Here is a 13,337-nt window from a genome sequence, read left to right as displayed (position 1 = left end):
GATAGACGACATTATACCAGCAATTAATCAGCGTTTGCCCAGATTACGCAAAATGTACTGCTAGTAGGTACATCTCCATACCCCTCTACAAAAACCTGTACCTTTTTGTGCAACAAAAAAAGCCGCTCAACCAGCGGCTTTTCTTATTTTGGTAAGAAAAAAGGCGACCGCCCTTTGTGGACGGTCGCCTTTGTTAATTGTTGTGAAGCTTGCCTTAGGCGCGGGTCTTGATCTCCTCGGTCACCTTGGCAACAAACTCGTCAACGCTCATCTGAACGGTCTCGTTGGAGCGATCGCGGACGGAGATGTTGCCGGCCTCGACCTCCTTCTCGCCCAGGATGAGCATGTAGGGCACGCGGTCGATGCTGCGGGCCTCGCGAATCTTGTAGCCGATCTTCTCGTCGCGGTCGTCGCAGACAACGCGAATGCCGGCCTCCTCCAGCTTGGCGCACACCTCGTGGGCGTAGTCGCGGCTCTTCTCAGAGACAGGAAGCGCCTTGACCTGCACGGGAGCCAGCCAGGTGGGGAACTTACCCGCAAAGTGCTCAATCAGAATACCGATGAAGCGCTCGATGGAGCCAAAGCACACGCGATGCAGCATGATGGGGCGCTTCTTGGTGCCGTCGGCGTCCACGTACTCCAGGTCAAAGTTGAGCGGCATCTGGAAGTCGAGCTGCACGGTACCGCACTGCCAGGTACGGCCGAGCGAGTCCTCCAGGTGGAAGTCGATCTTGGGGCCGTAGAAGGCGCCGTCGCCCTCGTTGACCTCGTAGTCCATGCCCAGCTGCTCCAGAGCGGCGCGCAGGCCCTCCTCGGCGCGAGCCCAGTCCTCGTCCGAACCCATGGAGTCCTCGGGGCGGGTGGAAAGCTCAACGTGATACTTAAAACCAAACTTCTGGTACACGGAGTCAATGAGGTTGACCACGCCCACGATCTCGTCGGTCAGCTGGTCGGGACGCACAAACAGGTGGGCGTCGTCCTGGTTAAAGCAGCGCACGCGGAACAGGCCGTGCAGGGCGCCGCGCAGCTCGTGGCGGTGCACCAGGCCAATCTCGCCGGCGCGGATGGGCAGCTCGCGGTAGGAGTGCGGCTTGGAGGCGTACACCAGCACGCCGCCCGGGCAGTTCATGGGCTTAATGCAGTACTCTTCGTCGTCGATAACGGTGGAGTACATGTTGTCCTTGTAGTGGTCCCAGTGGCCCGAGGTCTTCCACAGCTGCTTGTTCATGATGAGCGGCGTGGAAATCTCCACGTAGCCGGCCTTGTGGTGGATCTCACGCCAGTAGTCCAGCAGCGTGTTCTTAAGGATCATGCCGTTGGGCAGGAAGAACGGGAAGCCGGGGGCCTCGTCGCGCATCATAAAGAGGTCCATCTCGCGGCCGATCTTGCGGTGGTCGCGCTTCTTGGCTTCCTCCAGCATGTGCATGTGCTCGTCGAGCTCTTCCTTGGTGGCAAAGGCGACGCCGTTGATGCGGGTGAGCATCTTGTTGTCCTTGTCGCCCTTCCAGTAGGCGCCCGAGACGCCGGTGAGCTTAAAGGCCTTAAGGGCCTTGGTATAGCAGATGTGGGGGCCGACGCACATGTCGATGTAGTCGCCCTGCTGGTAGAAGGTGATGCGGGCGTCGTCGTCCAGGTCGCCGATGTGCTCGACCTTATACTTTTCGCCGCGCTCCTGCATAAGGGCGATGGCCTCGGCGCGGGGCTTCTCGTACACGGTGAACTTGAGGTTCTCCTTGACGATCTTTTTCATCTCGGCCTCGATCGCGGGGAAGTCGTCCTCGCTGATCTTGACGCCCTCGGGCAGGTCGACGTCGTAGTAGAAGCCGTTGTCGGTCGCGGGACCGTAGGCAAAGTCGGCCTCGGGGTACAGGCGTTTGATGGCCTGCGCCATGATGTGCGCAGCGGAGTGGCGGATGACGTGCGTGACCTCGTCCTGCGGGAGCTCGGCCACCGAACCGTCATTGTAGAGTGCCTTCATGGGTATGTTTTCTCCTCTCGGATGCCTGATGCAAGTGCGTGCGATGCGCTCGGCGTTTTAACTTGCATCATTATAGGCAGGTTGTCTTGGTATACAAGCGCCCGCCGCACCTTAATGGCACGGCGGGCGATTTTCTACGCATGCTTCATCGTGTGGGGGGGCGGCTGCGGGGCGCTTGCGCGGGATGCGCGGTGCCCGTGGCTTGCGGCCGGCCCAGCGATGGATGCGTTACTGGATGCGAGTTCGGCAGTAGGGGCAGACCTTCCAGTGCGCATCGAGCGGGCGATGACAGCTGGGGCATACGTTGCGAACCTGGGTATCGCACACCGGGCACACGACAAAGTCCTTCTCGATGGGGGCGCCGCACTGCGGGCAGGTGCCGTACTGGGCAAGCTGACGCTCGCGCAGGGCCATGTCCAGCTCCTGCTCCTCGCGGTCGGCCGCGTAGGAGTGCGGACGCAGGACCAGGTAGGCGATGAGGCCCACAAACGGAATGAGGGCAATGATGCCCCATGCCACGTAGGCGCTGGCGCCGCGGCGGCGAGCGTCGATGAACACATAGACGACCGACAGCACATACAGGGCGATGATAAAGCCAACGAAGGCATAGACGACGCCCATAAGCTGCGGCGACATGAGCTCGGAGATGTACTTGGACATTACGGGTACCTTTCGGAATATTAACAGTCCGGTCAAGTTTACCACGGGGTTTGTTTATATGGGACTACGGCTAGGTACGGGGCTGACGCGGACACAAACATCTCAATCTGTAACAACTGGGACCAAATTTCCCCTCTTACTGTTACAGATCGAGACAGAAGAATCTCTCCCCGACTTCAATCTCAATCTGTAACAACTGGAAGCCAAATCCTCAGCTTACTGTTACAGATCGAGACAAAACTTCAACGTGGTAGCCGGCAGACGAGGTTGTCGACATTGCTGGGTCTCCCCTCGCCTGCCGTTGGCGGGTGTTGCGAGGCTGTTCGCCGCATTGCCGCCGCACTGGGGGTGTGCGGACCGTAGGATAGTCGTATTGACGGCCTGTCAACTCGTCTGGGAGGCACTGTGACAGAAACGTTTGATATCGCAATTGTGGGCGCGGGCATCACCGGATGCGCCATCGCGCGGCAGCTCGCGCGATTTGACCTTTCCATTTGCGTGGTCGAGGCGGCTAACGATATTGCACTGGGCGCGTCGAAGGCCAACGGCGGCCTGGTGCACGCCGGCTACGATCCGGCGCCGGGCACGGTAAAGTCGCAGGTCAACGCCCGTGGCTGCGAGCTGTACGGTACGTGGGCGCAGGAGCTGGGCTTTCTGTTCTGCCGCACCGGGTCGATGGTGTTGGGCTTTAACGATGAGGACCGTGCACAACTGGAGCAGTTGCGCAGCAATGGCCTTGCCAACGGCGTGCCCGAGTTGTCGATTATCGACCCCGACAGCATCCACGAGCTGGAACCGCGTGCGAGTGCCCAGGCCACGTGCGCGCTGTGGTGCCCTTCGACCGGTTACGTTGACCCGTTTGAAGTAGCCATTGCTGCGCTGGAGAACGCGGTTGCCAACGGCGTGACGTTTATGCGATCCGCGGCGGTGGAAGCGATTGAAGTCGCGGGCTCGGGCGACGACGCGCGCTTTACGCTGGCGACCCCCGCTGGCAATGTGCGCTGCCGCTACCTGATCAACGCCGCGGGCAACGGCGCCGCCGACATCTCGCATATGGCGGGCGCCGAGGAGTTCCAGATGGTCTGGCGCCAGGGCAACATCGTGGTGCTGGACAAGGAGCCGAGCGTATGGAGCTTGTGATGCGTGAGGCGGGCGTGGAGCTGCACGAGCGGGCAGACTGGAACCCAATTCGCCGCGCGCCGGACGACTTTGACCGCGCACCGTTGGCGCACAAGGAGGAGCTCATTGAGTCCAATCCCGCGTGGGGTCAGATTGTCTGCCGCTGCGAGACAGTACCCGAGGCCGAGATCGTGGCCGCGATCCGACGCCAGCCGGGCGCGGTCTCGGTCGAGGGCGTCAAGCGCCGCTGCCGCGCCGGCATGGGTCGATGCCAGAGTGGTTTTTGCCAGAGCCGCGTGGTGGCGATTCTTGCCCGAGAGCTGGGCTGCGACCCCAGCGAGGTGCTGTTGGAGGATACCGGATCTTGGTTGGTTGAGGGACCGCTGAAGGGGGTGCGTTAGGATGGCGGAATTCAAATCGAGCGCGATTGATTGCGGCGTCATAGAAGCCGTACAAACGCAAGCCTTCGACGTGGTCGTTATCGGCGGCGGACCCGCCGGCATGGCGGCCGCGCTGGCCGCGCATAAGGCAGGGGCACGCGTGGCCATCGTGGAGCGCGAGCAGCACCTGGGCGGAATCCTCCGCCAGTGCATCCACCCTGGCTTTGGCCTGTCGCACTTTAAACAGGAGCTCACCGGTCCCGAGTACGCGCAGCGCTTTATCGACCAGGTGCACGCAACCGACATTGCGCTGTTCCTGGACAGCATGGTGATTGGGATTGATTCGGGCGAGCCTACGGAAGAAGCCGCGGTCCACACCGTCATGCTCATGAGCCCTGCCGGCATGCTGCAGCTCACCGGGCGCGCGGTCGTCCTTGCCATGGGTTGCCGCGAGCGCACCCGCAGCGAGATCAAGATTCCCGGTAGCCGTCCCGCCGGCGTGTTTACGGCCGGCTTGGCGCAGCGATACATCAATATCGAGAACCTCAAACCCGGCTCGCGCGCCGTCATTTTGGGTTCCGGCGACATCGGGCTGATCATGGCACGTCGCTGCACGCTCGAGGGGATTTCCGTCGAGGGCGTGTACGAGCTCATGCCGTACGCCAACGGCCTGCGCCGCAACGTCAACAACTGCCTGGACGATTTTGGCATTCCGCTACATCTGTCCACCACGGTCACGCGCGTGATTGGGCACGACCGCGTGGAAGCCGTCGAGGTAAGCCAGGTCGACGAGCACCTGGCGCCCATTCCGGGGACCGAGCGCATTGTTCCGTGCGACACACTGCTGCTTTCGGTGGGATTGATTCCCGAGAACGAGCTTTCGGTTGCCGCGGGCGTAGAGCTTGACCCGCGCACGCGCGGCGCCGTGGTTGATCAGAGCCTGCAGACGGGCGTGCCGGGCATCTTTGCCTGCGGAAACGTGCTGCACGTGCACGACCTGGCCGACAATGTGACGACCGAGTCCGAGCGCGCCGGTGTGGCAGCGGCGGCGTGGGCGTTGGGCGGCGCCGAGGCGTGCGCTGCGGGCACAGGCTGCGAGTTCACGGTCTCCCCCGCCGGCATCGCGGGCTACGCGCTGCCAGGACGCATTACGGCCGTGGCGCTCACCAAGCTGAACTTCCGCGTGCGCCGACCAGTCGATGCCGCCCGCGTGAGGATCTTGGCAAACGGCGAGGAACTGTTCGCCGGCAAGGTCCGCGCGTTTAAGCCGAGCGTTATGGAAAGCTTCCCACTGCCGGCAAAGGTCATCCAACAAGCGCTCGACCTGGGTGCCAGCGAGATTGTCCTATCCGTCGATCCCGTCGAGGAGGCATAAACTATGAGCGATAACGTGAGCGAAACGCTGCAGTTCAACTGCACGACCTGCCCATCCGAGTGCCTTCTGACCGTAGAGGTGGAGCGCGACGCCAATGGCGCCGTGGTGGAAGTGCGCTCCGTAACCGGCAACAACTGCCCGCGCGGCGATAAGTTCGCACATCAGGAGCTCACCTGCCCCATGCGCGTGCTCACGACGACCGTGGCCGTCTCCGGCGGCGACGAAGCCCTGCTCCCCGTGCGCACGGCCGAAGCCATCCCGCTGGCACTCCACGCCCAAGCCATGGCCCTCATCCGAGGTCTAGTCGTCAACGCCCCCATCCATATGGGCGACATCATCCTCCCCAACCTCCTAGACACCAACATCAACCTAATAGCCAGCATGGACATCGACCGAGCCTAAGTGGCTAATTAGGGACGGGGCTCTTTTAGCTACCCCGCCATCCACCCCACCCCTCCTCAATTGCGGTGAAATAGTTCCTGATTTCCGCCAAAACCCCGGCATCCAGGAACTATTCCACCGCAACTATCCTTGGAATCGGTATTCAGCTTGTGCCTACTTTAGCGCCATTTCAAAACTATGCCGGATTACGGGGCCGATTCGGAGACCCCCATCCATACCGGCAGTTTTCGATTTTTGATAAGCCATCTACCTGCGGTTTTAATTTCGCGATTTTACCCATGGTCAAGTAATACAGGTCCAGCCCCGTAATCCGCCATACTTTTGAAACCAGCCCATTTAGGACGGGCCTCTTATGACTCCTTTTTCCTGCACACTTGCCAGGCTGGCCATGCCAAGGAGTGTCCCGAAGTGCCGTCATAAAAGGAGCGTCCCTATGTGCCGGGCTTGGGATACCATGGTGGCACCCTAGCGAAAGGATGTTTCATGGCACATGTCGATGACCAGCGTGTGGCGCGCGTGCTCGATGCGCTCGAGGCTCAACACCCTGGCGCACAGCTGCTCGTAAACGACCCGTGGTCGATCTACTATCTGACCGGCTTTTATGCCGATATGTTCGAGCGTTTTTGTGGCGTGCTGCTCGCGCGCGACAGCGAGCCCGTGATCTTGGTCAACGCCCTGCATCAGCTGCCCGAGTACGACAATGCCCGCGTCGCCTATCACACCGATACCGACGTCGTGACCGACGCCATCGCACGCGAGGTCAATCCTGCCAAGCCCCTCGGCATCGATACCGTTATGCGCTCCGGCTTTTTGATGCCGCTCATGGAGCGCCACGCCGCGAGCGAGTTTTTCCTGGGCGACTTTGCCGTCACCGCCGCACGCTCCTGCAAGGATGCCGCCGAGCAGGAGCTTATGCGCGCGTCCTCTGCCGCCAACGACGCCGTGATGGCCGACGCCATCAAGCTCGTCCATGAAGGCGTGACGGAGCGCGAAATTGCCGATCAGATGCTCGGTCTGTACCGCAAGCACGGCTGCGAGGGCTTTAGCTTTCCGCCGATCGTGAGCTTTGGTGCCAACGCAGGCGACCCGCATCACGAACCCGACGACACCGCGCTCAAGAGCGGCGACGTGGTGCTATTCGACATTGGCGGACGCAATCGCAACTACTGCTCGGACATGACGCGCACGTTCTTTTGGGGCGAGCCGGACGAGGAGACGGCACGCATCTACGACATCGTGCGCCGCGCCAACGAGGCTGCCGAGGCGCTCATCGCACCGGGCGTGCGCATGTGCGACCTGGACCGTGCTGCGCGCGACGTGATTGAGAACGCTGGCTACGGCAAGTACTTTACGCATCGCCTGGGTCACTCGATCGGTCTGCAGGACCATGAACCGGGCGACGTATCGCTGGTCAACGAGCAAGTCGTGGAGCCGGGCATGACGTTCTCCATCGAACCGGGCATCTACCTCCCCGGCCGCACCGGCGTCCGCATCGAGGACCTGGCCTTGGTGGCCGAGAACGGCGTCGAGATTCTCAACGCCTACCCCCACGATCCGGTCCGCCTAGACTAGACAATGTGTCAAAGGGACAGCCCCGTTGACACATTCCGCTAACGTCGCGCCACGAAAACGGGCTATCTACTACGTTTAACCCGCATGGGTCGACCATGCGGGTCTTTTTTAAAAACCAGCAAGCCGTCTACCTGCGATTTTGATTTCACGATTTTCCGTGTGGTCAAGGGTAGTCGCCAAAACGTAGTAGATAGCCCCATTTCGTGGCGAGCAGTCCGCTCAAGGCAAAACCCCGTCCCAAATTAGCTGCCCTGCAGTCAAACGAAAGGCCTCCCGATTCCCCGACGAGAACCGGGAGGCCTTCTTGAGTCCTAGAGCCCTAAGGCTCTAAGCTCGCAGCCTTACTCCGCGCGATGGCGCAGCTTTTCGATCGCTGCGGCAATCAGCGCCAGCAGGCCGGTTCCGCCAAGCGCCGCGACAGTCACGGCAGTGTTGTCGCCCGTCTCAGCCAGGCTTCCCTTAGCGGCCTTCTTGCCATTCTTCTTGCCCGAAGGATCCTTGGCATCGGGCTTGGCACCGTTATCCTTGCCGCCGGTCGGTTCCTGTACAACAACAGGTTCAACAACCTCGACAGTCACCGAAGCCGTGAGCTGCTGAGGCGCCGGCGTCTCCGCAGCGCCATCCTCGGCAAGCGTCGCAATCGCCGCGGCGTCACCGTCAACGGGCATCGTCGCGGTAACGACGACGGTACCGTTCTTGAGGGCCTTGACCTTACCGTTCTCGACCGTAGCGATCGTCGGGTCGGACGAGGTCCACGTCACGTTACCACGCAGCAGCGCGCCATCGGCCGCATTGCTCGCCGCGGCAGCAAGGTCAATTTCCTTGCCGCGCTCGACCTTGAGCACGGTCTCGGAAGTCGTTGCCTTACCGTTTTGGTCAACGATAACGAGCCCCTTGGCTGCCGGGCGCGGCTTAACGCGTACCATGCAGCTGACCGTCAGATCCGTACCGCGAACCTTACCGTCCACGGTCACATCATCGGCACCCCAATCCAGTGCGGGGACATTCTCCCAATCGACATCGTAGTCTTCCTGGCTGTCGTCTTTCATCATCACGGAGACCTTCTTGGGCAGCGCCTTCAGCACATCGGCGGCAGAGCTTGCCTCGAACACCTCAACGGGAGCGAACGTCGCAGGCCTCACGGGAATCTCGCTTGCCGGCGTCTCGACGACCAGCTTGCAGGTCGCTTTGAGCGTCGTGCCCTCGACGGAGCCCTCAATCGTGTACTCGCCAACGGTGGCAAGATGCTTGTCCAGGCCATCCGTATTCCACGTGACCGCGGCCTCGTCCGTGTGGCCATCGGAGTACGTCACGGCAACCTTCTTGGGCAGCTGCCCCGTCACAGTGTCGGCCTTGGCATCGCGCTCAATTTTGATCTGCGGCACCTCGGCAACCTTGTTGATCGTCGTCGTGGAGGTAACAATGACCTCGACGGGCAGGTTGCCGTTCACCGTCACGCCCTTGGCAACGACGCTGTTGCCGTACGTGTCGGCCGCGGCAGGAACCTCGGTCCATGTGATCTCGGACTCCGCCGTCGTTTTGCCGTCCTTCATGCGAACGGTCGCCTTCACGCCCTTGAGTGCCTCGCGCACCGCATCGGCAGACGCGCCCTCGGGAACGGAAATTCCGGCAATAGGCTCAACGGACGCCGGAATCTCGGCATCGCTCTTCACGACCGTAATCGTGCACTTGGCCTTGACCGAAGAGCCCTCGACCGCGCCTTCAAGTGCGATGTCACCCAGCTTGCCCAAGGCATCTGTCGTGAGCGGTCTCTTATCCCACGTGACGGCAGCGGCCTTCGTCGAGCCATCAGACATGTTAAGCGTCACCTGGGTGGGCAGAGCAATGTCGTCGGCGGCAGTGTTGCGAGCAACCGAAAGCTTGATGTCAGCGACGCTCTCGACGACCGGCACCAGGTTGACCGTAGCCTTGACCTCAAAGCTACCAACCGCGGTTTTGCCCGTAACGACAACGCTCGTGCCATCATTCTTGATGGTGAGGTTCTCCTTGGGAGCGGTCCAGGCGATCTTCGAGTCGATCTCGGATCCGTCCTTCATCGCAACCTTCACGGTAGTAGGCAGCGCGGCCACAACAGCCTCGGGCTTTGCCCCGTCGTCGAGCGTCACAGGGTCAACCGTACCAGCCAGGTGATCAGGAATCTCACGAAGCGGTTTGACGACCTTGATGGTGCACTCCACCTTCTGATCCGTGCCGGCAACCGTGCCCTTAACCGTAACTTCACCTTCCTTGGCAAAGTCCTTGTCGGAGAGATCATTGGTATTCCACGTTACGCCGGCTTCGGAATCGGTATCGTCAGAGTAGATCGCCGTGACCGTGGCAGGTAGCTTGGCCAAAGCATCAGCCGCCTTGGTATCGCGCTCGACCTCAATCTCGTCAACGTTATCAAAGCCAACGATATGCGCGGTTACCTTGACCTTCACCTTTACGGTCATACCGTTGTCCGTTAGACCCGTGACCTCAAACTCGGTGCCGGCACGGCCCAGGCTGTCGACCTGAGACCACTTAACGGGCGTCTCTTTCTTGGTCTTGCCGTCCTTCATGACAACCGTCACCTTGGACGGCAGTTTATCCATAAGGTCGCTGACCTTGGCATTGTCCACAATCTCAACAACATCGATCGGCTCGACGTAGTCGGGCGTCTGGGCCTTCTGATCCACCACGGTCACATTGCAGGTCACCTTGGCGCCGTTGAGCTTAACCGTACCCGTGATCTCCACGGTGCCGGTTCCGTTGAGCAGCTCGTCCGTGACGTTAGAAAGATCCCACACGTCAATGTCGAGCAGATCGGTCGAGCCATCGGAATAGGTCGCCACAACCTGCTTGGGCATCTGGGCGTACAGTTCCTGCTTGGACGTACCACTGGCAACGCTAAACGACTTGGCCTCGAGCTTGGTGATGGTTCGCGGCGCCTCGGAGACGTTGACGTACACGATGGCGTTGACGTTGTCGACATCCTTGAGCTTGCCGACGAGTTTATACGTACCCTTCTTGGCGAGCGGATTGGAGAGGTCGATGCCGTCGGTGTCGGTCCACTTTTCGATCTCGATGCCGCCTAAACTGCCCCGAGTATCCCGCGCTGAGCCATCCGAGTAATATACGGACACGGCATCGGGCAGCTCCAGCATCGATCCGACCGTGGTGTTGACCACGACCGCCTCGGGCTGCAGTGCAACCTTCTTTGCCTTCTTATCGGCAACCGTCACCTTGGCAGTCACGTTGCCGTTCTCATCCACACCGACCTTCTGGCCGTCATCGTCAAGCAGCGCCATAACAGCAGCGGCATTAAAGCCGACCACATGGCCCGTCGCATAGAACGTGCCAGGCCGCTCGTACTTCTCGGGCGCAATCGGATCCCAATCAATAGCCGCCGTCGAAACGGAGCCGTCGCTCATCTCGACCGCCATCTTGGAAGGCATGGCAGGCGCAGTGCCCGCCTTGGTGGTCACTGCGGTCTCGCCGTTATCGATTGCCTTCTCAACGCCTTGGATAACGATCTTGGTCTGAACAGTGAGACCGGTGTTAGTGCCGTCACCGTATCCGTCGAGGCCGCTTGCAAACAGCGTGCCAGACACTGTCGTGACCTGACCCGACTCTCCGGTATAAACCGAGGGACGAACGTAATCCCATTGAACCTGGGCATTATGAGTTTTGCCGTCACTCGTGGCAACCGAGACATTCCACGGCAGCTCGGGGAAAACACCGCTGGCCGTATTAATGCGCTCAGGAACGCTAACGGAAGTGACGGAACAGACGTCAACAGTGATTGTCGCCTCGGCACCACCTTGGAGCTTGCCCTTCACCTTAAACGAACCGTCCTTGGCATACGCGTCTTCGGCGACACGGTCCCATGTGACCTTTTCGCGCTGGGGCTCAGAAGACACATCGTTGTCGTATCGAACCTCAAGGTATTCCGGCAGCATCGGCTTGGTGCCGGGGACGGTCCATATGGTTCCGCCCTGAACCGAGGTTGCCTTACTCGCGATCTTAACGGTGGCAGTAATCGGAACGTCAACCGCCTGCATGCCGTACCCTGCATTAAAGCTAATTGTTGCAGTGCCGCGAACAACGCCACCCTGAGTCCAATCAAAACCTTTCGTGTTCCACTTGACCTCGGCGTATTTATGCGAATAGTCCGGATGTTCTGCCGCATCAGAACTGACAAGATCGACATAGCTGGGAAGCATAGCGGTACCGTCGCTGCCCTTGAGCACTGTAATGGTTTGTGGCTGAGCCTCCCAGTTTTTAGTCACGATGACGTGCACTTTCACGGGGATATTCGTTCCGACGACCGTTCCGGTAATCGTGCAGTCCTTCTGGGGGCACCTATCGTAGGTATCCCAGTTGACGCCGAGACTGTCAAAAGTCGTTCCATCCTGCAATACGCCGGACACGTAGAAGTAGTCCAGATTGACTTCCTCGCCGGGATAGATAACGCGCCAGTCCTCGTACGACTGTCCAAGCGTCACACCGTTATCGCTATAGTTGTTAACGCCCTTGACCTCGCCGCACGCCGCTGTCGCATGGATCTTTGCCAACGAGCCAGTGATAGTACCGGTAATTTCGTACTCGCCAGGCTTGCCGTCCAGCAGTTCTTGAGGAAACTCATCCCAGCTATAAGGCTGCCCCGACGAATACTGGGGATAGAACGAGCTGCCATCCGACAAATACAGCGTGGATGTGTAGCGCGGAGCCAGAAGTCCGGCGCCGGGAACATAAGCAATCTTGCCGATGTTGCTGTCCTCGAGATCGCAGACGTTGACCGTCGCCGTAGCCGGAATGTTAGAGCCGGTAAAGTATCCGCTAACCGTAATCTGGCCAAGGTTCTTTAGGGCGTCCTGACTAATCGTCGACCACTGAACGGGGAAATTGCCACGCGAGCCATTCCACATCGTGGCCTCGATTGAACCCGGCATATTGGGCTGGCAACCGATAAGCGTGCTTGTCGATGTCGAGGAAGGCATCTGCAGGGCGCGGACGGAGATGGTCGCCGTGACTCGGTTGCTGTCACCCAGTTCCACCTGAGTAGACGATGAAGATGAGGTATTGGTCCAATACGACAGCGAACCGGAAAGCTTAAACGACCCCTCACTTGCCACCTGCGTGTCCAAAATAGGGTCCCACGCAATGTTGCACTGCTTCTTTGTACCGTCGGTGAATGCAACCTCAACGCTGTAGGGAAGACCGCCGCCCGTTGTAGGACGTACGCCGACGGGCGTGTTAACGGGAGCAAGAGCGTCGATAGAGGCAACTTCTTTGACCTCGACCTGAGCAGTTACCTTTAGGCCATTAGCGGCTGAAGATTCATTCTATGTCACAAGCGTGCCCGTGACCGTATAGGTGCCTGCCTTTTGAAATTGAGACACGTCGGCGTTGTCCCAATTAACCTGATGACCTTGGGTGTATGTAGTGTTATTTGACTGCGTAAACGGGAAATAGACATACGTGCTAAGAGGAGAAATGTCGCCGACCACGCGCTCGAACCTCAGAGAATTAAGATCGAGTACGTCCTTAGGATCTTTGACGGTAACGGTGCAGGTAACCTCACGGTAATCAAAACCGTTTAGTTTACCTTTAACCGTAAACGAGCCCACCTTAGAGTAAAGCGACGCGTCGAAAGAATCCCAAGACACCGGGATCTGCTCGGTGGCGCCGCTATCAAAGACAACCGAAGCAGAATACGGCAGAGACGGGACCTCACCAGTTAGGGTCGTACACGTCAACTCGGTCTGGACGCTCTTAACAGAGCGGACTGCGACCGTGCACTGTGCGAGCATAGAGGGATAGCTCTTCAAATGTCCCTCGACAACAAAGGTTCCTTCCTTTTGGTACT

At 59.7% G+C, this 13,337-nt stretch carries 9 protein-coding genes; 5 read left to right on the top strand and 4 right to left on the bottom strand.

Annotation, left to right across the window (positions count from 1 at the left end; translation table 11 throughout):
- Nucleotides 1-214: 214 nt before the first annotated feature.
- Nucleotides 215-1,978: a threonine--tRNA ligase gene (thrS, locus tag ABHR76_RS07975; protein ID WP_346977267.1), complete on the bottom strand. Its 1,764-nt coding sequence runs from the start codon at nucleotides 1,976-1,978 to the stop codon at nucleotides 215-217.
- A gap of 228 nt (nucleotides 1,979-2,206) precedes the next feature.
- Nucleotides 2,207-2,638 (bottom strand): double zinc ribbon domain-containing protein, encoded by a 432-nt coding sequence (locus tag ABHR76_RS07970; RefSeq protein ID WP_035138069.1) that lies wholly within the window; start codon nucleotides 2,636-2,638, stop codon nucleotides 2,207-2,209.
- A 405-nt stretch (nucleotides 2,639-3,043) separates the two neighbouring features.
- On the opposite strand from ABHR76_RS07970, the gene ABHR76_RS07965 reads away from it, so the two are divergent.
- The 5 genes from ABHR76_RS07965 (at nucleotide 3,044) to ABHR76_RS07945 (ending at nucleotide 7,486) form a co-directional block, all read left to right on the top strand.
- On the top strand, nucleotides 3,044-3,778 hold the full coding sequence (locus ABHR76_RS07965; RefSeq protein WP_346977265.1) for an NAD(P)/FAD-dependent oxidoreductase: 735 nt from the start codon (nucleotides 3,044-3,046) through the stop codon (nucleotides 3,776-3,778).
- On the top strand, nucleotides 3,766-4,158 hold the full coding sequence (locus ABHR76_RS07960; protein ID WP_346977264.1) for a (2Fe-2S)-binding protein: 393 nt from the start codon (nucleotides 3,766-3,768) through the stop codon (nucleotides 4,156-4,158). Before ABHR76_RS07965 ends, ABHR76_RS07960 begins: the two co-directional genes overlap by 13 nt.
- 1 nt (nucleotide 4,159) lies before the next feature.
- Complete coding sequence (locus tag ABHR76_RS07955) at nucleotides 4,160-5,512, top strand: NAD(P)/FAD-dependent oxidoreductase (RefSeq protein ID WP_346977262.1); 1,353 nt, start codon at nucleotides 4,160-4,162, stop codon at nucleotides 5,510-5,512.
- Nucleotides 5,513-5,515: 3 nt separating this feature from the next.
- Nucleotides 5,516-5,914 carry a DUF1667 domain-containing protein gene (locus ABHR76_RS07950; protein WP_346977260.1) on the top strand — a complete coding sequence of 133 codons (399 nt, stop codon included), beginning with the start codon at nucleotides 5,516-5,518 and terminating at the stop codon, nucleotides 5,912-5,914.
- A gap of 483 nt (nucleotides 5,915-6,397) precedes the next feature.
- Nucleotides 6,398-7,486 (top strand): M24 family metallopeptidase, encoded by a 1,089-nt coding sequence (locus ABHR76_RS07945; RefSeq protein WP_346977258.1) that lies wholly within the window; start codon nucleotides 6,398-6,400, stop codon nucleotides 7,484-7,486.
- Between the two features lie 341 nt (nucleotides 7,487-7,827).
- Here the strand turns inward: ABHR76_RS07945 and ABHR76_RS07940 are convergent, their stop codons facing one another.
- Nucleotides 7,828-12,747 carry an Ig-like domain-containing protein gene (locus ABHR76_RS07940; protein ID WP_346977269.1) on the bottom strand — a complete coding sequence of 1,640 codons (4,920 nt, stop codon included), beginning with the start codon at nucleotides 12,745-12,747 and terminating at the stop codon, nucleotides 7,828-7,830.
- Between the two features lie 66 nt (nucleotides 12,748-12,813).
- The coding region (locus tag ABHR76_RS07935) for an Ig-like domain-containing protein (RefSeq protein ID WP_346977257.1) at nucleotides 12,814-13,337 on the bottom strand (524 nt) is incomplete at its 5' end.

It is taken from the genome of Collinsella aerofaciens (genome assembly GCF_039752985.1).
In the GTDB taxonomy this organism is placed as follows: domain Bacteria; phylum Actinomycetota; class Coriobacteriia; order Coriobacteriales; family Coriobacteriaceae; genus Collinsella; species Collinsella aerofaciens_BT.
The sequence above is the reverse complement of the archived record's forward strand: the minus strand, read 5'-3'. Positions and strand labels throughout refer to the sequence as shown.

Bases quoted from the DNA above. Each gene is read 5' to 3' on its own strand.
- ABHR76_RS07950 (WP_346977260.1), top strand. From the start codon at position 5,516: ATGAGCGATAACGTGAGCGAAACGCTGCAGTTCAACTGCACGACCTGC.
- ABHR76_RS07955 (WP_346977262.1), top strand. From the start codon at position 4,160: ATGGCGGAATTCAAATCGAGCGCGATTGATTGCGGCGTCATAGAAGCC.
- ABHR76_RS07960 (WP_346977264.1), top strand. From the start codon at position 3,766: ATGGAGCTTGTGATGCGTGAGGCGGGCGTGGAGCTGCACGAGCGGGCA.
- ABHR76_RS07970 (WP_035138069.1), bottom strand. From the start codon at position 2,638: ATGTCCAAGTACATCTCCGAGCTCATGTCGCCGCAGCTTATGGGCGTC.
- thrS (WP_346977267.1), bottom strand. From the start codon at position 1,978: ATGAAGGCACTCTACAATGACGGTTCGGTGGCCGAGCTCCCGCAGGAC.
- ABHR76_RS07945 (WP_346977258.1), top strand. From the start codon at position 6,398: ATGGCACATGTCGATGACCAGCGTGTGGCGCGCGTGCTCGATGCGCTC.